General features: G+C 73.7%; 23 protein-coding genes. 4 read left to right on the top strand and 19 right to left on the bottom strand.

Features of this window, described 5'->3' with window-relative positions; all coding sequences use genetic code 11:
* Position 1: 1 nt before the first annotated feature.
* The 9 genes from DEJ43_RS29055 to DEJ43_RS29015 all read right to left on the bottom strand — a co-directional run bounded on the left by DEJ43_RS29055 (position 2) and on the right by DEJ43_RS29015 (position 13064).
* Entirely contained in the window at positions 2-541 is a 540-nt protein-coding gene (locus tag DEJ43_RS29055; RefSeq protein ID WP_261340883.1) for a Pycsar system effector family protein, read from the bottom strand.
* Between the two features lie 110 nt (positions 542-651).
* On the bottom strand, positions 652-2328 hold the full coding sequence (locus DEJ43_RS29050) for a hypothetical protein (protein WP_015036969.1): 1677 nt from the start codon (positions 2326-2328) through the stop codon (positions 652-654).
* Complete coding sequence (locus DEJ43_RS29045) at positions 2325-4823, bottom strand: hypothetical protein (protein ID WP_015036968.1); 2499 nt, start codon at positions 4821-4823, stop codon at positions 2325-2327. The genes DEJ43_RS29050 and DEJ43_RS29045 overlap by 4 nt, the downstream gene beginning before the upstream one ends.
* Positions 4820-5734, bottom strand: coding sequence for a nucleotidyl cyclase domain-containing protein (locus tag DEJ43_RS29040; protein WP_181399508.1), 915 nt, complete (start codon positions 5732-5734; stop codon positions 4820-4822). The genes DEJ43_RS29045 and DEJ43_RS29040 overlap by 4 nt, the downstream gene beginning before the upstream one ends.
* A 90-nt stretch (positions 5735-5824) precedes the next feature.
* The gene (locus DEJ43_RS29035; protein WP_015036966.1) at positions 5825-6550 is read right to left on the bottom strand and encodes a Crp/Fnr family transcriptional regulator; all 726 of its coding nucleotides are present in this window, start codon (positions 6548-6550) and stop codon (positions 5825-5827) included.
* Positions 6551-6851: 301 nt separating this feature from the next.
* The gene (locus tag DEJ43_RS29030) at positions 6852-9422 is read right to left on the bottom strand and encodes a polynucleotide kinase-phosphatase (protein WP_015036965.1); all 2571 of its coding nucleotides are present in this window, start codon (positions 9420-9422) and stop codon (positions 6852-6854) included.
* Complete coding sequence (locus DEJ43_RS29025) at positions 9419-10906, bottom strand: 3' terminal RNA ribose 2'-O-methyltransferase Hen1 (RefSeq protein WP_015036964.1); 1488 nt, start codon at positions 10904-10906, stop codon at positions 9419-9421. Before DEJ43_RS29025 ends, DEJ43_RS29030 begins: the two co-directional genes overlap by 4 nt.
* Before the next feature lie 297 nt (positions 10907-11203).
* Entirely contained in the window at positions 11204-12127 is a 924-nt protein-coding gene (gene mmuM, locus DEJ43_RS29020; RefSeq protein WP_015036963.1) for a homocysteine S-methyltransferase, read from the bottom strand.
* Between the two features lie 13 nt (positions 12128-12140).
* The gene (locus tag DEJ43_RS29015; protein WP_015036962.1) at positions 12141-13064 is read right to left on the bottom strand and encodes an LLM class F420-dependent oxidoreductase; all 924 of its coding nucleotides are present in this window, start codon (positions 13062-13064) and stop codon (positions 12141-12143) included.
* Positions 13065-13313: 249 nt separating this feature from the next.
* Between DEJ43_RS29015 and DEJ43_RS29010 the strand changes: the two genes are divergently transcribed.
* Positions 13314-13553 carry a hypothetical protein gene (locus tag DEJ43_RS29010; protein ID WP_015036961.1) on the top strand — a complete coding sequence of 80 codons (240 nt, stop codon included), beginning with the start codon at positions 13314-13316 and terminating at the stop codon, positions 13551-13553.
* A gap of 170 nt (positions 13554-13723) precedes the next feature.
* Here the strand turns inward: DEJ43_RS29010 and DEJ43_RS29005 are convergent, their stop codons facing one another.
* The 7 genes from DEJ43_RS29005 to DEJ43_RS28975 all read right to left on the bottom strand — a co-directional run bounded on the left by DEJ43_RS29005 (position 13724) and on the right by DEJ43_RS28975 (position 19253).
* The gene (locus DEJ43_RS29005) at positions 13724-14209 is read right to left on the bottom strand and encodes a DUF6099 family protein (RefSeq protein WP_015036960.1); all 486 of its coding nucleotides are present in this window, start codon (positions 14207-14209) and stop codon (positions 13724-13726) included.
* A 127-nt stretch (positions 14210-14336) separates the two neighbouring features.
* Positions 14337-14717, bottom strand: coding sequence for a nucleotide pyrophosphohydrolase (locus DEJ43_RS29000; protein ID WP_015036959.1), 381 nt, complete (start codon positions 14715-14717; stop codon positions 14337-14339).
* Positions 14714-16132: an AAA family ATPase gene (locus tag DEJ43_RS28995; RefSeq protein ID WP_015036958.1), complete on the bottom strand. Its 1419-nt coding sequence runs from the start codon at positions 16130-16132 to the stop codon at positions 14714-14716. Before DEJ43_RS28995 ends, DEJ43_RS29000 begins: the two co-directional genes overlap by 4 nt.
* Positions 16133-16187: 55 nt before the next feature.
* Positions 16188-16619, bottom strand: a complete 432-nt coding sequence (locus DEJ43_RS28990; protein WP_015036957.1) for a cell division protein SepF — start codon at positions 16617-16619, stop codon at positions 16188-16190.
* A gap of 93 nt (positions 16620-16712) precedes the next feature.
* Positions 16713-17141 carry a MarR family winged helix-turn-helix transcriptional regulator gene (locus DEJ43_RS28985; protein ID WP_233448089.1) on the bottom strand — a complete coding sequence of 143 codons (429 nt, stop codon included), beginning with the start codon at positions 17139-17141 and terminating at the stop codon, positions 16713-16715.
* A gap of 104 nt (positions 17142-17245) precedes the next feature.
* Positions 17246-18472 carry an aminotransferase-like domain-containing protein gene (locus tag DEJ43_RS28980; protein WP_181399507.1) on the bottom strand — a complete coding sequence of 409 codons (1227 nt, stop codon included), beginning with the start codon at positions 18470-18472 and terminating at the stop codon, positions 17246-17248.
* Positions 18473-18566: 94 nt separating this feature from the next.
* Complete coding sequence (locus DEJ43_RS28975; RefSeq protein ID WP_015036954.1) at positions 18567-19253, bottom strand: GntR family transcriptional regulator; 687 nt, start codon at positions 19251-19253, stop codon at positions 18567-18569.
* A 167-nt stretch (positions 19254-19420) separates the two neighbouring features.
* On the opposite strand from DEJ43_RS28975, the gene DEJ43_RS28970 reads away from it, so the two are divergent.
* Positions 19421-19876 (top strand): tellurite resistance TerB family protein, encoded by a 456-nt coding sequence (locus DEJ43_RS28970; protein WP_015036953.1) that lies wholly within the window; start codon positions 19421-19423, stop codon positions 19874-19876.
* 28 nt (positions 19877-19904) lie between these two features.
* Here DEJ43_RS28970 and DEJ43_RS28965 read toward each other — a convergent pair whose 3' ends face one another.
* Together DEJ43_RS28965 and DEJ43_RS28960 are read right to left on the bottom strand one after the other, a co-directional pair.
* On the bottom strand, positions 19905-20897 hold the full coding sequence (locus DEJ43_RS28965; protein WP_015036952.1) for a M56 family metallopeptidase: 993 nt from the start codon (positions 20895-20897) through the stop codon (positions 19905-19907).
* Between the two features lie 5 nt (positions 20898-20902).
* The gene (locus DEJ43_RS28960) at positions 20903-21307 is read right to left on the bottom strand and encodes a BlaI/MecI/CopY family transcriptional regulator (RefSeq protein WP_015036951.1); all 405 of its coding nucleotides are present in this window, start codon (positions 21305-21307) and stop codon (positions 20903-20905) included.
* A 147-nt stretch (positions 21308-21454) separates the two neighbouring features.
* On the opposite strand from DEJ43_RS28960, the gene DEJ43_RS28955 reads away from it, so the two are divergent.
* Both DEJ43_RS28955 and DEJ43_RS28950 read left to right on the top strand, forming a co-directional pair.
* The gene (locus tag DEJ43_RS28955; RefSeq protein WP_015036950.1) at positions 21455-21961 is read left to right on the top strand and encodes a hypothetical protein; all 507 of its coding nucleotides are present in this window, start codon (positions 21455-21457) and stop codon (positions 21959-21961) included.
* Between the two features lie 132 nt (positions 21962-22093).
* A complete protein-coding gene (locus tag DEJ43_RS28950) occupies positions 22094-23512 on the top strand; it encodes a flotillin family protein (RefSeq protein WP_015036949.1) in 1419 nt (472 codons plus the stop codon).
* 10 nt (positions 23513-23522) lie between these two features.
* On the opposite strand, the gene DEJ43_RS28945 is transcribed toward DEJ43_RS28950, so the two are convergent.
* The gene (locus tag DEJ43_RS28945) at positions 23523-24884 is read right to left on the bottom strand and encodes a cation:proton antiporter domain-containing protein (protein WP_015036948.1); all 1362 of its coding nucleotides are present in this window, start codon (positions 24882-24884) and stop codon (positions 23523-23525) included.

Below are 24884 nucleotides of genomic sequence, written 5' to 3'. Positions count from 1 at the left end.
CTCACCACAGTTCGCTGAAGAGGGCCAGGAGGGCGCCGAGCGCGAGCGCGGACACGCCCAGGCGCAGCCACCGGTACTTCGCCGCGAGCACGAGTCCGTGCACGCTGGCCTGTTCGAGGAGCCAGCCGGTGGCGTCGCCGCCGGACGCGGCGAGCCGCCGGCGCAGCGCGGGCGCGGACGGTCCAGCCCGCAGCTCCCGCTGGAGCGTGCGGTCGGCGCCGATCCGGGTCCGGGGCAGGACGACCGAGACGAGCATCAGGACCCCGGCCGTCCAGAGCGCGCCCGCGAGCAGCAGCAGCGCGAGCGCGGGGCCGTCGGGCGCGGGCCCGTGCTCCCCGGAGAACACGACCGCGAGGAAGGCGAGGGCGCCGGACAGCAGGATCGCGGCCTTGGTGTCGGCCCGCCCAATGTCCTCCCGGACGCTCCCGAGCAGACTCTCGGCCATGAACCGCAGCTCTTCGGGGGGAAGGGACGCGGGGGCGGCGGCGGGCACGGAACCGGGCACGGGGGCCGCCGCCGGACCGGGCACGGGGATCGGCACGGGCGCGGGAGTGTGCACCGGAGTGGGGTCCGGTGCTGGTGTCGGCGCAGGCGTCGGAGTGGAGCCCGGCGGGCGTGTCGGTGTGGGGTCCGGTGCCGGACCCGGTGTCGTCATGCGTCGTCCCAGTCGTCGAAGTCGGAGCTGGGCCGGGCCGGACGGGCGGGCCTGCGGGGCCGCTCGCGCTCGTAGGGGTCGTCCCGGTCGTACCGGTCGTTCCGCTCGTACGCGTCGACCCGGCCGTACGGGTCGTCCGCCTCGTACCGGTCGTGACCGTCGTCGAAGGGGTCGTCGTGCCGGTCCCGGTCACGCGCCCGGCGCCGGTCACGGTCCCCGTCCCGCTCGTCGCCGTCGCGGGCCCGGCCCCGCTCCCGTTCCCGCTCGGAGCCGGACTCGACCCGGGTCGGCTCGTAGACGCGGGAGTCCGGCGGGGCGTCCCCGTGCTCCTCGTCCCAGTCCGGGCGGACCGGCTCCGGCCGCCCGTCCTCCAGGGCGAGGCGCCGGGGCGGGGGTTCGCCCGAGGGGTTGAGGACCCGGTCGGTGATGCCGCCGAGGACGGTGCCGGTCTGGGTCCGCAGGTACATGAGCACCTGGTACATCTGCTCGCCGATGTCGTGCCGTTCGAGGACACCCGTGTCCAGGAGCCGGTTGAAGACGGCCAGGTAGTCCGCCTGGCCCTCGCGCCGCTCCCGCTGGAGCTGGGTGCGGATCTCCCACTGCTTGTCGGGGTTCATCGCCATGTGGTGGGCGATCTGGGCGAGGTCGCCGCGCCGGAAGAGGGCCTCCATCTCGCGGGCGCGGTCGGCGACCAGGGCCCGGTCGGCGGCGTCCCTGCGCCGCTCGGCCTCGGCGACGCGCTCATCGGCCTCCATCGTGACGCGGACCCGGTCCCGGCGTGAGACCTCGGCCTTGACGGAGTCGTCGAGGTCGATGAAGACGAGGACCCGGGTGCGCAGCCCGATGTCCCGGCCGAAGCTCAGGCGGCCGGCGCTCAGTTCCTCGCGGACGGCCTCGTCGGCGCGCTGCGCCTCGGTGATGCGGAACCTTCGGGAGAGCCTGCGGAGCCCGTCGAGGAGCTCGTCGTGCAGCAGTTCGGCGACGTCCTCGACCTGTTCCCGGACGACGAGGTGCGGATCGGTGACCACCCACTGGACCTTGGCGACGGCCTCGAAGAAGACACCGTCGCCGGCGGCCGGGAGTTGGAGCCTGAACTCGGTGACGTTGCGCCCCAGTTGCACCTCGAACACGGTGTAAGGGGAGCCGAACATGGGCTTGTTGACGTCCTCGGTGCGGTCCGGCCAGATCACCCGGTGCCCGCCGTTGCGGTAGAGGAGCACGGCGGCGACCCGGCCGCTGCGGCGCCGGTACGGGGGCGCGTACTCGGCGATCAGCGGCCCGCGCGGCCGCGCACCGGTCCCGGAGCCGCCGTCCTCCCCGCCCCGCCGTACGTCCCGCGCCCCCGCGCGCGCCCGCTCCTGCGCCTGACCGCGCCCCCGGGCCTGACCGCCCCGCTGCCCCTGCGCCTGCCCCTGCTCGCGGTCCAGTTCCTCGTCCGGGTCCATGTCCAGGTCCTCGTCGTCGTCACGGCCGCCGGCGTGCCGGCCACCGCCGTTCTGCTCCTCGTACCGCCGCCGCTGCCGTTCCCGCGGGTCCGGGCCCCGCTCGTCGCGGTCCCGGCCGCCCCGGCCTTGGCCGTCGTACCGCTGCCGTTCCCGCCGCTCGCGGTCCCTGTCGTCCTGGCGCGCCCGCTCGTCCGGCCGTGCGTTCCTGTGCTGCTCGGGCCCGGTCATCGGTTCGCTCCTTCCGTCACGGCGTTCCACATCCGGCGCGCCGCGCCTCTGTCCAGGGGCCGGTCACGGTCCCGGACCAGTTCGTTCAGCAGGCCCCTGAGCCGGTCGCGGTCGCGGCGGTCCACCGCGAGGCGCGGCAGGAAGGCGCAGACGTGACGGAGCGATTCCGGGTCCTTGGCGGCCCGCCGGAGCAGACCGCCGAACGCTTCCAGGGCCGCTTCCCCGGAGCGGGCCGTGGAGAGCGTGTCCCGCAGCAGCGCGGCCAGTTCCGGTGCGAGGTCGGGCCGGGTCGCGAGCAGCGCGACGAGCAGCGGGCGGGCCGCGTGCCCGTCCAGCTCGGGCACCTCGCGCAGTCCCCAGAGGTGGGTGGTCCGGGTGCTCAGGGAGCGGATGACGGCGAGGTGGACCAGATTGGCCAGATTGAGCCGGCCGTCCTCGAGCCACCGGCGGAGCCGCCGGAGCACCGGGGCGGGTTCACCGGAGGCGAGCAGCCGCGCCACGCTGAAGGAGGCGGGCACGAGCACGTCGATGTCGGTCGCCTCCCGGGTCCTGACGACGCGGGCGAGGGCGTCGAGGGAGCCGGTGACGCTCCCGGCCGCGAGGACGTAGCCGTGGGCGAGCAGGGCGGTCCTGACGAGGGTGTCCTCGCCCGACCCGGCCCAGTCCTTGAGGACGGCGGCGACGGCGGGCCGGACGCGCGGGTCGCGCGCGGACTCGGCGAGCGCGGTGGCGGCGGCCATCCGGGCGACCGGCTCGTCGGTGGCCGCGAGCGGCACGACCAGCTCGCGGAAGCCGTGGATCCAGTCCCAGGAGCAGAGCACCCCGGCCGCGACGGAGGCCCGTACCCACACCTCGGGGCGCGGGTCGTCGCAGAGGGAGCGGAGCCAACGGGCCACCGGGCCGCGGACGTTGTGGTAGCCGTGCCAGATCTCGCCGAGGACGGCCGCGGCGAGGGCCTCGCCCTGGAAGCGAACGGCCCGCACGGGCACCTTGGCCGGACCGAGGTCGAGTTCCCCGTCCTCCAGGACGGCGCGGGCCTGCACCGGCCGGTGTTCGGCGTGGGTGCCGAACAGGCGTCGGCCCGGCGGGTGTTCGGGGTCGAGGGTGACGGCGAGTTCCCAGGCGAGAAGTTCGGCGGCCTCGGCGGCGAGGCTGTAGGCGGAGCCGTTGAAGACGGCGACGGCGATCCGGAACGCCACGGCGTTCAGCGCCGGGAGCGCCTCGGGGAGCGCGCCCGGCCGGTCGGCGCCCGCGAACCACTCGCGGGCCTGGGAGCGTACGAAGGAGGCGCATTCGGTGAGGAGTTCCTCGTCGCCGACCTCGCCGCGCCAGTGCCGGGCGAGGTGGTCGGCGAGCCGGGCGGCCTCGCGGGGCCGCAGCTCCTCGAGGCCGAGGGCGTCGACGACGTCCCGCCGTCCGGCGCGCGCCCGGGCGTCGCCGACGGCCTCGTCGGACTCGCTGCGCAGCTGGTGCCAGAGGTGCCGGCGCAGGACCTCGTCGGCCGGCGGCGGCGCGCAGTACATCCCGTAACGGCCGCGCAGCAGCCGGTCGGCGAGTTCTCCGTTCTCGACGAGCACGACCCCGTACGCGTCCCGGCCGCGCAGCAGGTCGCCGAAGCGGTCCAGATGCAGTTCGGAGAGGCGGGTGACGGGCCGGCGCGCGAAGAAGGAGTGCTCGCCCGGGCCGGGGCGGAGGGTGCGCGGTTCGCTCTCCGTGCGGACGTCGTCGGTGAGGAGTTCGAGGAGGTGGCCGCCGCTCTCCTGGAGGACGTCCTCGGTGATCTCGTCGACACCGTGGCGGGGGTCGAGGCGGAAGACCTTGCCGCGGGTCAGTTCGTCGAGGAGGGCGAGCGCGGTGGCCTTGCGGCCGCTGCCGGGTTCGCCGCACAGGACGAGGACGCGGTGGTCGGTGAGCCGGTCCCGCATCCGCCCGTACCCGGCGGTCGCGCAGTACACCCGGCCGAGGTGGTCGAGCGTCTCGGGCGGCACCGGTCCCTGGACGAAGTGCGAGGTGCGGTCGGAGCCGGACAGCGCGAAGATCTGGTTGCCCTCGAAGACGGTGCCGTCGCCGTGGATGGTGGTGAGCCGGTCGGCCCCGCCGCCCGCCCAGGTGCGGACGGCCTGGCGTGCCGTGTCCGCCCCGCCGGTGTCGCCCTCGCCGCCGAGGAGTCCCCGGTCGGCGGCGGCGAAGACGCTGGGCTCGCGGGGCTGTTCGGCGGCGCCGTCGGGCCGCTCGGGCGTGCCCGCCCGGTCGCCGTCCCGGTCGCCGCGCCCGGCGCGGTCCGCGCCGCGGTCGCCGCCCCGGTCCGACCCGCGGTCGCCACCCCGCTCCCCTCCGCGGCCACCACCCCGATCGCCGCCCCGGTCACCACCTCGGTCCCCGCCCCGGTCGCTTCCGCGGTCGCTTCCGCGGTCCTGGGCCTCCGACCGGTCCCCGTACCCCTGGCCGCCGTCCGGAGGACCGTCGTGCTGCCCGGCGTCGTCCTCGTCGCTCACTCGGACTCACCCGCCTCCGTGCCGGCCCCCGCCCCGCTTCTGGCGCCGGTGCCGGAGGGCGGGTCCTTGCGGATGCCGGTGAAGCCGCCGTGGATGGTGTTGCCGTGGACGTCGAGCAGGTCGCCCCCGACGTGGTACGTACGACTGCCGCCCCCGGTCCGGGGCGTTGGGCCGTCCCCCCGCGACGGCCCAACGCCGGTCCGTGACCCCACCGCCGGCGGCCTCTCCCCCGTACCCGCCGGGCCACCCCCCGGCGTCCCCGCCCCCTCGGGCGGCAGCTCCCCGTCGGGCCCGATGAGCGGCGGCGCGGGCCTGCGCGGTACGAGGAACCAGCCGGTCCCGTCGGTCTCCTTGGACCGGATGCGGGCCGGCCGGTAGTGGTCCGGCTCGACGTACCGCCCGCCGTCGGCGACGACGTTCCCGTACAGCCAGTCGGAGACGACGACCAGGAGGTGGATCTCCGGCGACTCGTTCATGATCCGCTTGGCCGGAGGGCTGTCGCAGAGCCGGGCGGCGAGATCGACCGCGCGGCCGACCAGCCCGTGCCGGTCCTGGACCACTAGCCCGGCGTTCATGCCGATCCGCAGCCGCAGCGGCCGCTCCCGCCCCTGGTTGTGGGCGCGCAGGCTCTCGTACAGGGTGTCGATCCACCGGCCGACCATGAGCGTCGGCGGCACGTCCGGGCGCAGGGCGGCGAGGATGCCGTCCCCCCGGTCCTCCTGGTGGAAGGTGCCGGGCTCGACGCCGACGGAGCTGTACGCGTCGTCGAACGCGGCGTACATCGCCGCGCGCTGGACCTTCTTCTCCGCCAGGTCCAGGGTCCCGGAGCCGCAGATGTCGCCGAAGACGACGAACCGGTGGATGCCGACCACTTCTCCGCCCACTTCCCCGTTCACTCCCGCACTGCTCACTCTCGGACTCCCTGCCTTGCCCCGGTGCCGTTGGTGCCGTGGTGGTGCGTGTCCAGACTGGCCGCGTTCCGCGACCGGCGATGTAGCCGTTTACACACCCGGAGGAGATTCGTCCGCCGGGTCTGCGCCGGGGCGCGCGCGCCCCTCCGCGAGCAGCACCAGGACCCGCATGTCGATGACGACGACGGTGCGGTTCGCGGTGCGGACCACGTCCTGCTCCCGGAGCAGCCGCAGCGCCTTGGCCACCGCCTCCCGGGTCGCTCCGATGGCCGCCGCCAGATCGTGCTGCGGCAGCGGCAGTTCCAGTACGGTCCCGGCGTCGGCCCGCCGTCCGGCGCGCTCGGCCAGTTCCACGAGCCGGGCCGCGAGCCGCTGGAGCACGGTCTCGGAGGCCAGTGCCCGGCGCTCGACGTCGGCGCTGCGCAGCCGGGTGGCGAGCTGGCGCATGATCAGCGAGGTGGCGTGCGGCCGGGCGGCCAGGAAGCGCCGGAACCGGTCGCCGGAGATCGCCACCGCCTCGACCGTGCCGAGGGCGGTGACGCTGGCGCTGCGCGGGCGCCGGTCGACGGCGGCGAGGTCCCCGACGACCTCGCCTGCGCCCCGGAGGGCCAGGATGAGCCGCGATCCGCGCTCGGTGCCCACGGAGACGACGGACCAGCCGGAGAGCAGCGCGAGGACGAAGGCGGTGGTGTCGCGTTCGCGGATCATCACCTCCCCGGGTTCGTAGACGCGGCGGGCGCCCTCGGCGAGCAGGGACCTCCGGTCAGCCGCGGGGAGGGCGTGGAGGAAGGAGCGGTCCTGGCCGAAGAGACTCACCGCCCGCTCACCCCCGTACCGTCCCCGGGCCCTCCGGGGAAGACCGCCCACCGATGGCCGACCGGCGCATTCGCGTGTGTGTTCCCACCTCAAGTGACCTGTCACGTCACACTGTTGACGCTGTGTCACGTCGTGGGGTGAGAACGCTAGAGGGTGCGGAAGAAATGCGTCAACGGGCACGGGGGGCGCAGGGGAGCGCCGCAGAGCGCTTCCCTGCGCCCCCCGCCGGGCGCCACGAACAGCGAGGCCCCCGCGGAGAACCGCCCCGGTGAGGGGGCGGCACCGCGAGGGCCTCGGGGTGTCACAGCCGGGGGTCCACCGGCTCCGATTCCAGGGCCAGGACCGCGAAGACCGCCTCGTGGACGCGCCACAGCGGCTCCCCCGCCGCGAGGCGGTCGAGGGCTTCGAGGCCGAGCGCGTACTCGCGCAGCGCCAGCGACCGCTTGTGGCCGAGGAAGCGCTGCCGCAGGCGCTCCAGGTTCTCCGGCCGCGTGTACTCGGGGCCGTAGATGATCCGCAGGTACTCCCGGCCGCGCACCTTCACGCCCGGCTGGCCCAGCCTGCCCTTGGCGTCGCGGACGAGCGCGGCCAGCGGCTTCACCACCATGCCCTCGCCGCCGGCGCCGGTCAGCTCGAGCCACCAGTCGACCCCGGCCCGGACCGAGGCCTCGTCGCCCGTGTCGACGACGAGCCGGCGGGTGACCTGGAGCAGCCCGGTCGGATCGTGCTCGACGAGCCGGTCCAGCCAGGCCAGCTGCTCGTCGTGCGGCACGGCCGCCAGCGAACGGCCCTGCGCCGCAAGGACCTGGAAGGGCGCGAACCGCACGCCCTCCAGTCCCTGGGTCGGCCAGCAGTACCTGCGGTACGCCTCGGTGAACGCCGCCGCGTCCACCGCCCGCTCACGCTGCTTCGCGAGCAGCCCGTCGAGCCCCTCGACCCCACGAGCCACCGCCTGTTCGAGCGCGGAGACCGCCCCGGGGAAGACCGCGCCCGAGGCCGCGCCGACCGCCGCGTACTGCGCGCGGAGCAGCCCGGCCGACTTCAGCGACCACGGCATCAGCTCACCGTCGAGCAGCAGCCAGTCCGTGCCCAGCTCGTCCCAGAGCCCGGCGGCGCCGATCGCCGTCCGCAGCCGGTCGAGCACCTGCTCGGTGACGGCCTGATCGTCGAAGAACGGCCGCCCGGTACGGGTGTGCAGCGCGCCGGTCACGCCCTCGTCGTCGACGCCGAAGTGCTCACGCGCCGCCTCGGCGTTCCGGCAGACGAGCGCCACGGCCCGGGAGCCCATGTGCTTCTCCTCGCACACGACCTTCGCGACCCCGTCGGCCCGGTACTGGGCGAAGGCCTCCGCCGGGTGCTCCAGGTAGCCCTCCTCCTTCGAGGTGGCGGTCGGCGCCATCGTCGGCGGCAGATAGGCGAGCAGTCGCGGATCCACCGCGAACCGGCTCATCACCTCGAGGGCCGCCGCCGCGTTCTCCTCCCGTACGGCGACGTGGCCGAGCTGCCGGGTCTCCACGATCCGGCGGCCGTGGACGTCCGCCAGGTCCAGGGGCCGGCCCTGGTGCCCGCCGGGCGCCTCGGTCGCGAGCGGCCGGGCCGGCTCGTACCAGACCCGCTCGGCCGGTACGTCGACGAGCTCGCGCTCCGGCCAGCGCAGCGCGGTCATCTTCCCGCCGAAGACGGCTCCGGTGTCCAGGCAGATGGTGTTGTTGATCCAGGAGGTGTTCGGCACCGGGGTGTGGCCGTACACGACGGTGGCCCGCCCCCGGTACTCCTCCGCCCACGGGTAGCGCACCGGCAGCCCGAACTCGTCGGTCTCGCCGGTCGTGTCCCCGTACAGCGCGTGCGAACGCACCCGCCCCGACGTCCGGCCGTGGTACTTCTCCGGCAGACCGGCGTGGCAGACGACGAGGTCGCCGCCGTCGAGGACGTAGTGACTGACGAGGCCCTCGATGAACGCCCCGACCTCCGCCCGGAACTCCTCGCTCTCCCGCCCCAGCTGCTCGATCGTCTCGGCGAGGCCGTGCGTCTCCTGGACCTTGCGGCCCTTGAGCCAGCGGCCGAGCTTGTTCTCGTGGTTGCCGGGCACGCACAGGGCGTCGCCCGCGGCGACCATCCCCATCACCCGTCGCAGAACGCCCGGCGAGTCGGGCCCCCGGTCGACGAGGTCACCGACGAAGACCGCCGTGCGGCCCTCGGGGTGGTGCCCGTCGACGTATCCGAGCTTCGCGAGCAGCGTCTCCAGCTCGGAGCGGCAGCCGTGGATGTCACCGATGATGTCGAAGGGACCGGTGAGGTGCCGCAGGTCGTTGAAGCGGCGCTCCAGGACGACCTCGGCCGCGTCGACCTCCTCGACGGACCGCAGGACGTGCACCTTGCGGAAACCCTCGCGCTCCAGGCCGCGCAGCGAACGCCGCAGCTCACGCCGATGGCGCTGGATGACGTGCGCGGGCATGCCGGCCCGGTCGGGGCGCGCCGCGTTCCGGCTGCGGCACACCTCCTCGGGCAGGTCGAGGACGATCGCGATCGGCAGCACGTCGTACGAACGGGCCAGCTGGACGAGCTGCCGCCGCGCCTCCTGCTGGACGTTGGTGGCGTCGACGACGGCGAGCCGCCCGGCCGCGAGGCGCTTGCCCACGATGTAGTGGAGGACGTCGAAGGCGTCCTTGCTCGCGGACTGGTCGTTCTCGTCGTCGGCGACGAGACCCCGGCAGAAGTCGGAGGACACGATCTCGGTCGGCTTGAAGTGGCGCCGGGCGAAGGTGGACTTGCCGGAGCCGGTGGCGCCGACGAGTACCACGAGGGACAGGTCGGTGACGGGCAGAACGCGGGCCGCTGCGGCCGGCGCCCCGGTCTCGGTGATCGTGGTCATGCCTGTTCCCCCTTTTCCTTCTTCTTCGTCTCCGGGGCCGGTTCGGGATCCCGGGTGAACACGGCCATCTGGGTGGGCGGTCCCACCTCCGGGTCGTCCGGGCCGACGGGGGTGAAGCCGACGCCGTACCCGTAGCGCTCGGCGACCGAGGCCGCCCAGCTCCGGAACTCCACCCGGGTCCACTCGAAGCGGTGGTCACCGTGCCGGACGTGCCCGGCCGGGAGCGATTCCCAGCGGACGTTGTACTCGACGTTCGGCGTGGTCACCAGGACCGTACGCGGCCGGGCCGAGCCGAACACCGTGTACTCCAGGGCCGGCAGCCTCGGCAGGTCCAGATGCTCGATGACCTCACTGAGCACCGCCGCGTCGTAGCCGGTCAGCCGCTTGTCCGTGTACGCGAGAGAGCCCTGCAACAGCTTCACCCGGGCCGCCTGCCGCTCCCCCAGCCGGTCGAGGCGCAGCCTGCGCGCGGCGACGGTCAGAGCACGGACGGATACGTCGACACCGACGATCTCGGTGAAACGGACGTCCTTGAGCAGCGCCTGCACCAACTGCCCCTGCCCGCAGCCGAGATCGAGCACCCGGCTCGCCTCGGCCCGTGCCAGGGCGGCGAGGATGGCGTCCCGCCGCTGCTCGGCGAGCGGCACCGGCCGCTCCTCGGTGTCGGTCGACTCGTCCACCGCGTTGTCGACGTCGTCGACGTCGAGCCCCTCGGCCTCGGCGAGTCGCACCAGTTCGAGCCGCTCCCCCGCCTCCCGCGTCAGCCCCCAACGGCGCGAGAGATAGCGCGCGGTGATCAGCTTCCGCTCGGGATGCGCGGCGAGCCAGCCGTCACCGGCGCGCAGCAGCTTGTCGACCTCGTCGGGCGCGACCCAGTAGTGCTTGGCGTCGTCGAGGACCGGCAACAGCACATAGAGGTGATTGAGGGCGTCCGCGAGCCGCAGCTCGCCCTCCAGGACCAGCCGTACGTAACGGGAGTCACCCCACTCCGGGAACTGCGCGTCCAGCGCCACCGGCTCGGCGTCCACGGTGTCCCAGCCCAGCGGCCCGAACAGGGCCCGCACCAGCTCCGCCCCGCCCCGCGCGGGCAGCGCGGGCACCTCGACGCGCAGCGGCAGCGGCTCGGCGGCCCGCTCGGGCATCGCCCGGCAGACGCCGTGCAGCGCCGACTTGAAGACCTTGGCGAGCGCGACGGCCAGCAGCGAGGACGCCGCGTAGGGCCGGTCGTTCACGTATTGCGCGAGCGCGGAGTCGGGGGCGCCGCCCCGGCCCTTGCCCTTGCCGCGGCGCACCAGCGCCACGGGGTCCACCTCCAGGAGGAGAGCCGCCGTGCACCGCTCGACGCTCGCCTCGGGGTAGAGGACGTGCGCCGTGCCGTGCGAGGTCGAGAACGCCTGCGCCCGCTCGGGATGCTTGTGCAGCAGAAAGCCGAGATCGGTCGCGGGACGCTCCGGGATGCCGGTCGTACTGATCGTCAGGAACACACTCCGAGTATGGTTCGCCCCTCCCCCACCCGACCAGGCATTTTCCCCTCCCCCGCCCCCCCTCCCCCCCACCCCGCCCGCCCCCAGGGGCTCGCGGCGCTGCCGCCCGCCGCCCCCGATCCCCCCCGGCCCGCCGGCCTGCCCCTGGCCCCCAGCTCCAGCCCGGCGCCCCGTCCGGCACCCCGTCGGGCAGCCCGGCACCCCGTCGGGTCGGGCAGCTGGGCGGGTCGGGCGGCCGGGCGGGTCGGGCACCCCCGTCGGTTCAGGCTGCCGGGCGACGCCGCCGCCGGCCGGGGCTCAGGCGTCGCTGGCGTCGGCGCTCGGAGTCAGCGTCGTCGCCAGCGCGGCGATCGTCTCCGGGCCCACCCGGCAGCAGCCGCCGACGAGCCGGGCGCCGGACGCGGCCCAGCCCGTGGCGAGGGCCGGGTCGAAGGCGACGGCGCCACGCCAGCCCCGCGCGCGGGCGTCCCACCGCTCCCCGCTGTTGGGGTAGACCACGCCCGGCCTCCCCGTCACCGCGGCCGCCAGCGCCACGGCCGCTCCCGCCTCCGCCGGGTCGCAGCAGTTGACCCCGACGGCGACGACCTGGTCGTTCCCCGCGGCGACCGCGAAGGCCTCCGCCAGGTCCTGCCCGGCCCGGGTCCGCCCGCCCTCGACCGTGTAGGAGAGCCACACCGGCACCCCGCACCCCTCGGCCGCCCGCAGCAGCGCCTCCGCCTCCTCCGCGTCCGGAACCGTCTCCAGCGCCAGGACGTCCGGCTCCGCCGCCGCGAGCACCTCGATCCGTGGCCGGTGGAACGCCTCCAGTTCCCGCACGGACAGCCCGTACCGTCCCCGGTACTCGCTCCCGTCCGCGAGCATCGCCCCGTACGGCCCCACGGACGCGGCGACCCACACCTCCTCCCGCACTCCCCGTGCCGCCGCCCGCGCGAGCTCCACGCTCCGCGCGAGGAGCCGCTCCGCCGCGGCCCGCCCCACGCCCCGCCGGGCGAAGCCCTCGACGGTGGCCTGGTAGCTGGAGGTGATGAGCACCCGCGCCCCGGCCCGTACGTACGCCGCGTGCGCCGCCTCGATCTGCTCGGGTCCGTCGGCCAGCAGCCGCGCGGACCAGAGCGCGTCCGAGAGGTCGCAGCCCTGCGCCTCCAACTGGTTGGACAACCCGCCGTCGAGGACGAGCGCCCCGTCCCCGAGGGCTTCGGCGAGCGTACGGACCGGTCTCATCGGATCGCCCCGCTCATCCCAGCTGCGACTGGACCCGCGCGGAGATCAGCTCCAGGTGGTCCAGGTCGTCCAGGTCGAGGACCTGGAGGTAGACCCGGGAGGACCCGATCGCCGCGTACCGACCGATCTTGTCGACGACCTCGGCAGGCGACCCCGCCAGTCCGTTCGCCTTCAGTTCGTCCACCTCCCGCCCGATCGCGGCGGCCCGGCGGGCCACCTCGGCGTCGTCCTTGCCGACGCAGACGACCAGCGCGTTGGAGTACACGAGGTCGTCCGGCGCCCGCCCGGCCTCCTCGGCGGCGGCCCGGACCCGGCCGAACTGCCGCTCGCTGTCCTCCAGAGAGGCGAAGGGGATGTTGAACTCGTCCGCGTACCGCGCGGCGAGACGCGGCGTGCGGCTCGCGCCGTGCCCGCCGATCAGTACCGGGATCCTGTCCTGCGCGGGCTTGGGCAGCGCGGGCGAGTCGGTGAGCTGGTAGAACTCCCCCTCGTAGCTGAAGGTCTTGCCGATCTCGGTCTCCCACAGACCGGTGACGATCGCCAGCTGCTCCTCCAGCCGGCCGAACTTCTCCTTCGGGAACGGAATGCCGTAGGCCTTGTGCTCCTCCTCGAACCAGCCGGCTCCGAGGCCGAGTTCGACCCGCCCGCCGGACATCCGGTCCACCTGGGCGACCTGGATGGCGAGGACGCCGGGGAGCCGGAAGGTCCCGGCCGTCATCAGCGTCCCGAGCCGGATCCGCTTCGTCTCCCGGGCGAGCCCCGCCAGGGTGATCCAGGCGTCGGTCGGTCCGGGCAGCCCGTCGGCGGAGCCCATGCTGAGGTAGTGGTCGGAGCGGAAGAAGGCATCGAATCCGAGCTCCTCGGTGGCCCGCGCCACGGTGAGGAGAGTGTCGTAGTCGGCCCCTTGCTGGGGCTCGGTGAAGATGCGGAGATCCATACCTCCATCCTGCACCGTCCGGTGCGTGTCAACCTCTCCGTCAGCTCCTCGCGCGCCCCGGCCCGGTCGGGTGAATATCAGACCCCCTGGCGGGGCGCGTCCGCCCTGGCCAGTGACCGTCGCCCGGCGCCCGTCGTTGGCTCGGGCGGAGCCGGACCGCCCGGCCCGCGCGCCGGCGGCCGCTGCCGGTGCGTCGCTCTCTCTCGCGGCCCCGTCCTCGGCGGCGGGGTCCGGGCCGAGGAGGCCCCCATGTCCCAGGAAGCCGCGCCGGAACGAGCCGTGCCCGAGCAGCCGGTGCCGCAGTCCGTGCCCGAGCAGAAGGGCGCCGGCGCCCCCAAGGGCCTGCTCCAGCAGATGGAGGAACTGATGGCGGCGCTCTCCGCCGACCTCACCCAGCTGGACGCCGACCTCCAGTCCACGGCCGACCGCCTCGAGCCGGACCGCGCCACTCCCGAGCAGCGCGAGCAGCACGAACCCCACCAGAGGTAGCGGTCGGCACCGCCACCGCCACCGCCACCGCCGTAGGACCCGCCCGAGCCCCACGCTCCTCCCCAGCGCCTCACCCTCAGCGCCCCGCTCGCAAGGACCGGCCCACCCGGGCAGGTCCACTCGGCCCGCCGGACCCACCCGGACCGGCCCGCCCGTCCCGCCCACTCGCCTCACCACCGGCCACGTCCCGGGCCCGCGCGGCCTCGGGCGGGGTCGGGCGGGCGGGCACGCTCCCCGTCCCGCACGGCGAGCCGCCGCAGCATCCCGCGGACCCGGTCACTGGACTCGTCTGCGGCGTCGATGGCCTCGATGCACTGCCAGTAGAGCCCCTCCTCGTCGGTCGCGCAGGCCACCCCGACCAGCGCGATGCCCACCTCCCCGAGCAGCTCGCCGAGCGCGGTCAACGCCCCCCACGGATCCATCACCTCGGTCAACTGGGCCGCACGCGGCCCGGCCGCACCCCATGCCGGGTACTCCCCGATCTCGCTCAGTCCCCGCGCCTCGCCCCGCAGCTCCTGGGGCCCGCACAGGGCGAGTTGACTCCCTATCGCCTGGGCGAGCGCCTGCGCCTGCCAGGCTTCCGCCACGATGTCCTGTGCCGTGCCGCTCCCCGCCAGCGCCTGCCGGCCAAGCGCGATGAGTCGCTCCGCTTCCATCAACGCCGCCCCCGTTCGTACGACTTATCTGCCCACTCAGTCCACTACCCAGAGTGAGGCCGCCTGAGCCCCGACACCAGGGGAATTCGGAAATCTGTGGACAGGAAGCCTGAGGGGGAAAAGTCGATCACTCCGAAGAGTGACGATCAGCGGTCGAATCCCCCTCCTCGCCCCCCTCGCCACGCCTCCGTACGGGAAATCGGACCTCGTTCCGGTCGATCTTGGCCGCGAGCGCGGCCAGCGGATCGACCCCGAGCACCTCGCAGAACTGAAGGAGATAGGCGAGCACGTCGGCGACCTCGTCGGCGACCCGGTGCGCCGACCCGGGGTCGTCCATCACCCGCTCCGCCTGCTCGGGCGTCAACCACTGGAAGATCTCAAGGAGTTCCGCCGCCTCCACGCTGAGCGCCGCCGCCAGGTTCTTGGGCGTGTGGTAGGGCTGCCAGTCCCGCGCGGCCGCGAACTCGGCCAGTCTCCGCTGCAGTCCCGCTACGTCGTTGTCGGTCACGTGCTCAGGTCTACCACCGTCACCCCCGGCATCCCGCGCACCTCCGCCCCCGTCCGCTCCCCGACCGTCCCGGCGACCCGGATGTGCCCGTCGGCGGCGATGTCCGTGGCGAGGCCGAGCAGTTCACCGACCTGCCGCACGTCGAGCCCGCGGTCGAAGCCGTCGGCGAGCAGCGTCAGGGACTGCATGGCCTCGGGCACCTCGGCGATCCGGTCCATGGCCAGGACGCCGGGTCCGGTGAGCAGGGTGAGCGCGAGGGCGAGGTAGCGCAGTTCCCCGTCCCCGAGGCGGCCGAGCGGGGTCGCGGGGCGGCCGGCCCGTTCGAGGACCGCCCGGACGGTGCCGTCCGGGAGCTCCTGCACCCCGAGCCCGGTGACGGGCCCCACGCAGCCCGCTCCGGCGACGGCCGCGAGGCGGTGGTGGCGGCGCGGGCACTCGGTGTGGGTGCGGTGCAGGACCTCGGCGAGGTTTCCGCAGCCGCGCCGCAGCCGCCCCTCCCCCGGCGGTACCGGAGCCCGCATCCGTTCGGGCCGGGGGTCGCACGCGAACGCCGACCGCAGCCCGATGACCACCTGTTCCGCGGCGGCCAGGACCTCCAGCTGCCCCGGGGTCTTGCCCGCGACCCGCAGCGGCAGCAGGGCCGTACCGAGGAGGTCGTCGGGGAACGGCGCCCGGGTGACGGGGGTGGTGCCCGCCGTGTGCCACTCGGCCTGGACGGTGTTGCGGCCCGGGTCGCGCAGGGCGGTGGCGAGGAGGGTGCGGCCCCGGCCGGTGAGCCGTTCGCCGACGATGCGGAGGCGGGGTTCGGCCTGGACGGCCAGGTCGAGGTGGACGGGACCTTCCGGTCCGTCGACGGTGCACCCGATCCGGAAGCCGCGCCGGCCCTGGGCGTCGGGTCGGGCCCGCTCGGGCACGCAGTCGGCGGCGTCGGGGAACACCTCGTCGAGCGAGTCACCCGCGCCGAGCCGGGCCAGCGCCTCGTACGCCCGCAGGGTGGTGGACTTGCCGCTTCCGCTGGGTCCGGCGAAGAGGGTGACGGGGCCCAGCGGGTGCACGGCGGAGCGGTGCCCGGCGAACGCGGACAGTCTCAGTTCGGTGACCGCCGGCCGCGCCCGGAGCCGCCCGCCCCCTCCCCCGCCTGCGGCCGTCCGCTCGTACCCCCGCCCGGCCCGCCGCGCGGCGGAACCGTCCGCCGGGGACGGGACGACCGGGGAAGGGGCGCCCTGGGACGGGACGACCGGGGAAGGGGCGGCAGGGGACGGGACGGCCGGGGACGGGACGACCGGGGACGGGATGACCGGGGAGGGTGCGACAGCGGGACGCGTGGCAGACGAAGGCGCGGCACACGAAGGCGCGACGGGTGAGGGGACAGCCGTGGTGGCGTTGTCGAGCGTGAAGCCGCCGGTGAGATCCATGCCCGGACCGTACGCAGATCATTCTCTGACGAACCGTTACGGCGAGATGACCTTCCTACGATCGAGGGACCCTGGCCCCATGCCGGCCCACAGTGTCCTCCTCGTCCTCGCCCTCCGCGCCCTCGACCTCCGTACCGGCCGGTGCGAGGAGAAAAACGTTCCGGTCGACGCGGTGCATCCCGCTGCCGAGGCCGAAGACCACGCCGCTGCTGAAGTCGAGGATGCGCTTGGCGACCTCGGTGTCGGCGCTCGTCAGGTCGAGGAGCACCGGGATCTGGGCGATGAGGTACTCGGCTACCTCGCGGGCGTCGGCGAACACCTGCACGCGGAGCACGACCATACGGCGCTGCTCGGCGGACTCGTACTGCTCGGGGATCGTGCGGTGGTCGACCCTGGACGGCCATTCGTCACGGCCGCGCAGGGGCACGACCTGGGCGAGGCCCTCCCACTGCTCGTCGGTGACGTCGTACCTCTCGTACCTACTCATGGGGCCATCCTCCCGCTCCTCACCCGTTCGGCCCAACAACGACACGAGGTGATGGCCGGGTGCTGGATTCGGACACCGGACGGGTCGTCGGAATCAGGCGCCCTTCGCCGCCTCGACGTTGGCGACCATCCTGCGCAGCACCTTGAGCGCGGCCACGTACTCCTCGTCGCTGATGCCCTCGTGCACGACGGCGCGCAGTTCGGTCACCAGGTCGCGCAGCCGGACCCTCGCGGCCTCCCCCGCGTCGGTGAGCAGGAGACGCTGCCCGTCGTCGGTACGGAGCCAGCCCCGGTGGAGCAACTGGTCGACCACGCGCGCGATGTCGTGGGGGCCGTCCGCGAGCGGAGTGAGCTGGCTGACGACCTCCTCGCGACTCGGAGCCGCGGGGCCGCCGTGCACGCGGTTCAGCACCCAGTACTGGGGCTGGGTGGTGTCGATCCTGGCCATGGCGTCCCGCAGGTGCCCGGTGACGACGGAGTGCGCGAGGCCGCTCCAGTAGCCGACGGGCTGGGTGGCGAGCATGTCGTCGGTGGCGACGGGGTTCGCGGGCGCCTGGTCCGCCAGCTTGGTCGCGGGCGCTTGGTCCGCCGACCCCTGGTCCACGGGCTGGGTCACGGCTCTCGACCTCAGGAGAAGATCTTGGCCAGCCTCCGCAGCCCTTCCCTGATCTCCTCGGCCGAGTGCGTGGTGAACGAGAGCCGCATCGCGGCCGGATCCGGCTCACCGGAGTAGAACGGCGCCCCCGGCACGTACGCCACCTCGTGTCCGATCGCCGTCTTCAGGAGGGCCGTGGCGTCATGACCGGCGGGCAGGGTCACCCAGATGAACATGCCGCCCTCCGGCCTGTTCCACCGGCTGCCCTCGGGCAGCGCGGCCGGCAGGCCTTCGAGCATGGCGTCCCTGCGCTCCTGGTACGCGGCCCGCATCACGCTGACGTGCGCGTCGAGGTCGCTGTCGCGCAGGTATCGGGCGGCCGCGGCCTGGTCGATGGTCGACGTGTGCAGGTCGGCGGCCTGCTTGGCGATCACACAGGCGCGGCGCAGCCCGGCGGGGGCGCGCAGGAACCCGAGCCGGAGGCCCGGGGCCATCACCTTCGAGAACGTACCGAGCAGCACGGTGCGGTCGGCGGCCACCGGATCGGAGGCGATCCACGGCACGCGCTCGCCCTCGAAACGCAGTTCGCCGTACGGGTCGTCCTCGACGATCCAGAATCCGAGCCGCGCCGCCGCCTCGGCGACGGCCTTCCGGCGGCCGGCGGGAAGGGTGCGGCCCGTGGGGTTCTGGAAGGTGGGCACGATGTAGAGGAGGGTCGGCTTCTCGCGCGCCGCGATCTCTTCGAGCGCCTCGGGGATGATGCCCTGGTCGTCGGTGGGCACGGGGACGACCCGCGCGCCGGCGAAGCCGAAGGTCTGCAGGGCCGCGAGGTAGCAGGGGTCCTCGACGAGCACGACGCCGCCCGGCTCGACGAGCGCCGTGGTCAGGAGCGTGAGCGCCTGCTGCGAACCCGTGGTGACCAGCAGGTCGTCGGCGTCGGTGGGGAGTTCGCGTGCGGTGAGCCGCGCCGCTATGGCGGTACGGAGCTCGGGGTCGCCCTCGGTGGTCGAGTACTGGAGGGCGTACTGCGCGTTGTCCGCCAGCACACCGTCGTACGCCGCCCGGATGCCCGCGACGTCGAACAGCTCGGGGGCGGGCAGCCCGCCGGCGAACGAGATCACCTCGGGCCGCGCGGTCAGCGCCAGGATCTCCCGTACCGGCGACGAGCCGACGCTTGCCAGCCGCGAGGCGGTGGCGGGCGCGGGCACGGAGGAAGGGGAGGCGACGGCGTTCGCGGGCGCGGAGGCGGCAGAAAGCATGGTGTCAGCATATAGGTCTCGTGGATGCTGTCCAGGCTCCTGGAATCCCCTCCGGAGAGCGCGAGTTGGCGTCCGGCGCAGTGGGTGTCGCGGCTCAGCCGCGACCGACCGGTTCGTCGCGGGCGTCGGCCCACAGCGAGCGGACGTGGCCGAGGTGGCGGCGCATGCAGTCCTCGGCGCCGCGGTCGTCGCCGGCGATCATCAGGTCGAGGAGTTCCAGGTGTTCCTCGGCCGAGGAGACGAGCTTGCCCGCCTCGTCGAGACCGGTCAGACCGTAGAGGCGGGAGCGCTTGCGCAGCTCCCCCACCGTCTCGACCAGGCGGTCGTTGCCGGAGAGCGCGAGCAGCGCCAGGTGGAAGCGGCGGTCCGCCTCCAGGTAGCCGATGAGATCGTGCTCGCGGGCGCACGTGACGATCTCGTCGGCGACCGGTCGCAGCGCTTCCAGCCGCTCCCGGTCGGCCTGCCTCGTGACGAGGCCGATGGTGGGAACCTCGATGAGGGTGCGGAGTTCGGTGAACTGGTCGAGGTCGCGCTCGCTCACCTCGGTGATGCGGAACCCCTTGTTACGGACGGGTTCGACGAGGCCCTCCCTGGCCAGGTCGAGCATGGCCTCACGGACCGGGGTCGCGGAGACGCCGAGGTCGCTCGCGAGTCCGGGCGCCGAGTAGACCTGGCCGGGCCGCAGTTCACCGGCGATCAGCGCGGCACGGAGGGCGTGGCCGACCTGGTCGCGGAGCCGCTCCTGCGCTCTGACGAGGCCGTACTGCTTCAGGTCACCCATCGTGCGCCCTCCGAGATGTCACGGAGGTGCATCGTACAATGTCACGTTTCTCTGCCGAGTCCTCCCCCTCGGTTCCCCCTCTCTCCATCTCTTCGTCTCTCCCGGGAACTCCACGGAACGCCGTTCGTTCTACACGTACGTAGAAACAATCGACGTCTGGAGTACTCATGGCCCTGTGGGACCGCATCAAGGAATCCGCATCGACGATGCAGACCCAGCTGGTGGCGAAGAAGAACGACCTGAAGAGCGGCGCGTTCCGGGACGCGAGCATGGCCATGTGCGCGCTCGTCGCGGCGGCCGACGGCACGATCGACCCCGCCGAGCGCCGCCGCGTCGCCCAGCTCATCTCGACCAACGAAGTGCTGCAGAACTTCGACGCCCTGGACCTCCAGCGCCGCTTCGACGCCAACCTGGACAAGCTGACGGCCGACTTCGACTTCGGCAAGGTCAGCGTGCTGCAGGAGATAGCCAAGGCGAAGAAGAAGCCCGCCGAGGCCCGCGCCGTCATCCAGATCGGCATCGTCATCGGCGGCGCCGACGGCGACTTCGACAAGACGGAGCAGGCCGTGGTCCGCGAGGCCTGTTTCACCCTCGACCTGCCGCCGCACGAGTTCGACCTCTAGCCGGACCCGTCAGCGGGGGCGCCGACCGTCACACCGGTGAGGCGACTCCGCGCAGCACCAGGAACAGCGTGACCGCCGAGTTCGCCGAGGACAGCGCCGACACCGTCGCGCCGAAGGCGGCTCCCCAGGCGGCGAGTCCAACGGCCGTGCCGACCGGCGGCCAGGCCCGCCCGACGGGGGCCGGCCGCATCAGGGCGGCGACCCGTCGGGGCACCGGGCCCGCGCCCGTCAGCGCCGGGAGCGTGGCTGCGGGGGTACGCGGCGCCAGCAGGGCCGCCGTGCCGATCGCGCGCGCGACGGCGCGGCGGCTGCCGACCTCTGCGGCCGCCTCCTCGTCGGCCCAACGTTCGGCGGTGTAGGAGACGGCGGTACGCAGCGGCCGCAGGAACGGGTTGGCTCGCGCGGCGAGATGGACCGTCAGGAGATGGCGGTGGTGACGTCCGGCCAGGTGGGCCCGTTCGTGGGCGAAGAGGGCCCGGCGTTCGGCGGAGGCGAGTCCGTCGAGCATGCCGGTGCTGACCACGACCCGGCCGGGCCGCCGACGCCCCCTGCCCGCGCATCCGCTCCGGCTCCAGCTCGCGCTCCCGCTGCGGGAACCGCCGGGGAGCGCGTACGCGTACGGGGTGCGGTCCGGCAGTACCGCGACGGGCGTCGGGGGCAGCCCGGCGAGTGCCGCCACCGCCCGGCGGCGGGTCCGTTCCTGACGCCAGGCCGCAAGGCCGCAGGAGACGAGGACGGCGAGCAGCGCGGGGATGGCCGCGCGGCCCGCGATCTCGTCGTACGGGACGGCCGCCCGTACATCGGGGTCGGACCAGCTGTCGGGGAGCGGGTTGCCCGGCAGTTGGGCGGTGCCCACGATCACGAGCAGTCCGAGACAGAGGGTGCTGCACACGGCGGAGACGCCGGCGAGCGCGGCGAGCAGTCGCGTCGCGGTACGGGGGTGGAGCCGCTGTTCGGCGAGGCGGGCGACCGGCCACGCGGTGAGCGGAAGGACGAGGGGAAGGAAGACGAAGACTCCCATGACGGCTAGCCTTCCTCCTCCTCGGCCGCCTTGGCGAGCAGTTCACGAAGGAGTCGTTCCTCGTTCGGCGAGAGGCCGGTGACGAAGCTCGCCAGGACCGCGTGGCGGTCCGCCTCCGCGTCGAGCACCTTCCGCATCCGCAGGGCGGCGAGCCCGGCCTCGTCGGCGACGGCCGTCCAGCGGAAGGAGCGGCCGGCGCGCTCGCGCTCGACGGCGCCCTTCGCACGGAGGCGGGTGAGGATGGTGATGACGGTGGTGTAGGCGAGGGCTCCGCCGAGGCGTTCCCGTACCCATGCCACGGGCACCGGTTCGGATGCCTCGCGCAGCACGGCGAGCACCTGGGCCTCCAGTTCGCCCTGGCCGCGCCTGCGTGGGGAGGGTTCCGCCCCGTCCTCGCTCCGGTCCGTCATGTCGCCCTCCTCCGCGCCCGAACAGCAGTCCATCGTACTGAACGGTCCGACCACCAGCGGGCGTCAATGGGTGTTGACACCCATGTCCTACACGACTCTTACATGGAACAATTCAGAAAAACAGGGGGAACAAGGGGGGATCGACTTATGGGATGGTTTCTGGGATTCGGTGTCGCGGGACTGATCGTCCTGGCCCTCTCCCTCGTCTTCGACGGCTTCCTGGAAAGCGTCGGCGGCGCGTTCGACGGATTCCTCGACGGATTCCTCTCGCTCCCGGTGATCGCCGGATTCGTCTCGGCGCTCGGTTTCGCGGGCGCGATCGCGACGGGCGCCGCGGGCGCCGGAGCGGTCACCGCGACCCTCACCGGAGTCGCAGCGGGCGCCCTCGTGGGCTGGCTGACCTGGAGGTTCAGCAGGGCCCTGCTCCGGGACGGCGATGCCTCCGCGCCGCGCGGCGAGGACCTGACGGGCACGTCGGGCGCGGTGGTCACGGCGATTCCCGCCGGGGGATACGGCGAGGTCCTGCTGTATCTGGCCGGCCAGCCGGTGAAGTACGCGGCGAAGTCCGCCGTACCGGTCGAGCGGGGTTCCGAGGTGTGGGTGGAGTCGGTGTTGTCACCGACCTCCGTCACCGTCCGCCCGGTGGAACGCTGACGCCGGTTCACCCACGGGCCGCCGATCATCCCTTCCGTCTTTAGATTCACCGCACCGACCGATTCATCACACGCACCCGTCAATTACATCGCACGCATCCAATTCATCTCGATCTCCGGAGGGGATTCCTGCATGAGCCCTGTCCTGACCGCCGTCGTGGGAATAGTCGTCCTCGTCGTCCTGCTCGGCCTCGTCGTCGTCACGCGCTACAAGGTCGCCGGCCCAAGCGAGGCGTTCATCATCACCGGCCGGCGCGGCAAGAAGGCCACCGATCCCGCCACCGGGCGGGTGTTCACCGACAACAGCGGCCAGAAGGTCGTGGTCGGCGGCGGTGTGTTCGTCGTCCCGTTCGTGCAGCAGAAGTTCACGCTCGACCTGTCGAGCCGTCACATCCCGGTCGCGGTCCGCGGAGCGGTCACCCTGCGCGGGGTGAAGGCGAACCTGGAGGGCGTCGCGATCGTCAAGGTCGGCGGCACGGAGGACTCGATCCGGGCGGCCGCCCAGCGGTTCCTGATGCAGCAGGACGGCATCGTCGGCTTCACCCAGGAGGTGCTGTCGGGCGCGCTGCGCTCCATCGTGGGGCGCATGTCGGTCGAGGACATCATCCGGGACCGTGCCGCGTTCGCCGGCCAGGTCGCCGAGGAGGCGGAGGCCAGCCTCTCCGGGCAGGGCCTGGTCCTGGACGCCTTCCAGATCCAGGACATCACCACGGAGGGCTCGTACCTGGAAGACCTCGGCCGCCCCGAGGCCGCCCGCGCCAAGCAGGAGGCGGACATCGCCGAGGCCGTCGCGCGCCGCGCCGCCGAGCAGGCGCGGCTGAAGGCGGAGGAGGAGATCGCGATCGCCCAGCGGACCCTCTACCTGAAGCAGGCCGAGATCAAGGCGCAGACCGACGAGGCCGCCGCCCAGGCGAACGCCGCCGGCCCGCTCGCCGAGGCCGCCCGCCAGCAGGACATCCTGACCGAGCAGGAGAAGGTCGCCGCCCGCCAGGCCGAGCTGACCGACCGCCAGCTCGACACCCAGGTCCGCAAGCCGGCCGACGCCGCCCGCTACCAGGCCGAGCAGGAGGCGGAGGCCCGCCGTATCGCCCTGGTGAAGGAGGCGGAGGCGGACGCCCAGCGGGCCAGGCTCACCGGTGAGGGCGAGAAGGCCCACCGGGCGGCGCTCGCCGACGCCGTACGCATCGAGGGCGAGGCGCAGGCCGCGGCCATCGGCGCCAAGGGGGCCGCCGAGGCCGAGGCCATGCGGAAGAAGGCGGACGCGTTCGGTCAGTACGGCGACGCCGCCGTCCTCCAGATGCTCGTCGAGGTCCTCCCGCAGGTCGTCGCGAAGGCGTCCGAGCCGCTCGCGGCCGTCGACAGGATGACGGTCATCTCCACGGACGGGGCGAGCCAGTTGACCCGTACGGTCACGGACAACGTCGCCCAGGGCATGGAGCTTCTGTCGTCCGCGACCGGGGTGGACCTCGCTCAGCTGCTCCAGGGCATCACGCGGAAGGAGCAGGGGAAGCGGGCGGAGCCGCAGCGGGAGTCCGTCGAGATCGCGGACTGAGGGACCGCGGTCACGCCCGCTCGGAGGCGGACCCGGGTTCCGGGACGCGTACGGCCTCGGACCCGGGTTCCCGTGCGCGTACGGTCTCGGCCTCGGATTCCCGTGCGCGTACGGCCTCGGACCCCGGTTCCGGTGCGCATACGGCCTCGGTCTCGGTCTCCGGTCCCGTCTCCGGTCCTCGTACGGTCGTGCCGTCCGGGGCCGGCGGCTTCGGCCCTCGTCCGCGGAGCAGGTACGTGGCGATCGGCTCGGTGTAGCGAGCCGTGAGCGGCCCGATCACCACGAGGATGAGCACGTACGCCGTGGCGAACGGCCCGAGCTGGGGCTGCACCCCGGCGGTGACGGCGAGGCCCGCGATGACGATCGAGAACTCGCCGCGCGCCACCAGGGTGCCGCCCGCCCGCCACCGCCCCTTGGTGCCGATCCCGGCGCGGCGCGCGGCCCAGTGCCCGGTGGCGATCTTCGTCAGCGCGGTGACGACGGCCAGGGCGAGGGCCGGGAGGATCACCGGCGGGATGCTTGCGGGGTCGGTGTGCAGGCCGAAGAAGACGAAGAAGACCGCCGCGAAGAGGTCGCGCAGCGGGCTCAGCAGGGCGTGGGCGCCGTCGGCGACCTCACCCGACAGCGCGATGCCGACGAGGAACGCGCCAACGGCGGCGGAGACCTGGAGCTGCTGGGCGACGCCCGCGACGAGCAGGGTCAGACCGAGGACGACCAGGAGCAGTTTCTCGGGATCGTCACTGGAGACGAAGCGGGAGATCAGCCGCCCGTAGCGGACGGCGACGAAGAGCACGGCCCCGGCCACGCCCAGCGCGATGGCGAGCGTGGCGCTGCCGGCCGCGAGGCCGACCCCGGCGAGCAGGGCCGTGATGATGGGCAGGTAGACCGCCATGGCGAGGTCTTCGAGGACCAGGATGCTCAGGATGACCGGTGTCTCGCGGTTGCCGAGCCGCCCGAGGTCGCCGAGCACCTTGGCGATGACGCCGGAGGACGAGATCCAGGTGACGCCGGCGAGGACGACGGCCGCGACCGGTCCCCAGCCGAGGAGCAGCGCGGCGGCGGCGCCGGGCAGCGCGTTGAGGGCGAAGTCGACGAGGCCCGCGGGGTACTGGGTCTTGAGGTTGGAGACGAGGTCGCTCGCGGTGTACTCGAGGCCGAGCATGAGCAGGAGCAGGATCACCCCGATCTCGGCGCCGATGGCGACGAACTCCTCGCTGGTGCCCAGCGGCAGCAGGCCGCCCTTACCGAAGGCGAGCCCGGCGAGGAGGTAGAGGGGTATCGGGGAGAAGCTGAACCGGCCGGCGAGCCGCCCGAGCAGGCCGAGGCCGAGGATGATGGCGCCGAATTCGATCAGGAAGACCGCGGAGTGCAC

Source organism: Streptomyces venezuelae ATCC 10712 (genome assembly GCF_008639165.1).
Classification (GTDB): domain Bacteria; phylum Actinomycetota; class Actinomycetes; order Streptomycetales; family Streptomycetaceae; genus Streptomyces; species Streptomyces venezuelae.
This window is presented reverse-complemented; position numbering and strand designations above follow the sequence as displayed.

Excerpts from the sequence above, each read along its gene's own strand:
- DEJ43_RS29050 (WP_015036969.1), bottom strand. The coding sequence starts at position 2,328 with ATGACCGGGCCCGAGCAGCACAGGAACGCACGGCCGGACGAGCGGGCG.
- DEJ43_RS29030 (WP_015036965.1), bottom strand. The coding sequence starts at position 9,422 with ATGACCACGATCACCGAGACCGGGGCGCCGGCCGCAGCGGCCCGCGTT.
- mmuM (WP_015036963.1), bottom strand. The coding sequence starts at position 12,127 with ATGAGACCGGTCCGTACGCTCGCCGAAGCCCTCGGGGACGGGGCGCTC.
- DEJ43_RS29015 (WP_015036962.1), bottom strand. The coding sequence starts at position 13,064 with ATGGATCTCCGCATCTTCACCGAGCCCCAGCAAGGGGCCGACTACGAC.
- DEJ43_RS29010 (WP_015036961.1), top strand. The coding sequence starts at position 13,314 with ATGTCCCAGGAAGCCGCGCCGGAACGAGCCGTGCCCGAGCAGCCGGTG.
- DEJ43_RS29005 (WP_015036960.1), bottom strand. The coding sequence starts at position 14,209 with ATGGAAGCGGAGCGACTCATCGCGCTTGGCCGGCAGGCGCTGGCGGGG.
- DEJ43_RS28995 (WP_015036958.1), bottom strand. The coding sequence starts at position 16,132 with ATGGATCTCACCGGCGGCTTCACGCTCGACAACGCCACCACGGCTGTC.
- DEJ43_RS28990 (WP_015036957.1), bottom strand. The coding sequence starts at position 16,619 with ATGAGTAGGTACGAGAGGTACGACGTCACCGACGAGCAGTGGGAGGGC.
- DEJ43_RS28985 (WP_233448089.1), bottom strand. The coding sequence starts at position 17,141 with ATGCTCGCCACCCAGCCCGTCGGCTACTGGAGCGGCCTCGCGCACTCC.
- DEJ43_RS28980 (WP_181399507.1), bottom strand. The coding sequence starts at position 18,472 with ATGCTTTCTGCCGCCTCCGCGCCCGCGAACGCCGTCGCCTCCCCTTCC.
- DEJ43_RS28975 (WP_015036954.1), bottom strand. The coding sequence starts at position 19,253 with ATGGGTGACCTGAAGCAGTACGGCCTCGTCAGAGCGCAGGAGCGGCTC.
- DEJ43_RS28970 (WP_015036953.1), top strand. The coding sequence starts at position 19,421 with ATGGCCCTGTGGGACCGCATCAAGGAATCCGCATCGACGATGCAGACC.
- DEJ43_RS28965 (WP_015036952.1), bottom strand. The coding sequence starts at position 20,897 with ATGGGAGTCTTCGTCTTCCTTCCCCTCGTCCTTCCGCTCACCGCGTGG.
- DEJ43_RS28960 (WP_015036951.1), bottom strand. The coding sequence starts at position 21,307 with ATGACGGACCGGAGCGAGGACGGGGCGGAACCCTCCCCACGCAGGCGC.
- DEJ43_RS28955 (WP_015036950.1), top strand. The coding sequence starts at position 21,455 with ATGGGATGGTTTCTGGGATTCGGTGTCGCGGGACTGATCGTCCTGGCC.
- DEJ43_RS28950 (WP_015036949.1), top strand. The coding sequence starts at position 22,094 with ATGAGCCCTGTCCTGACCGCCGTCGTGGGAATAGTCGTCCTCGTCGTC.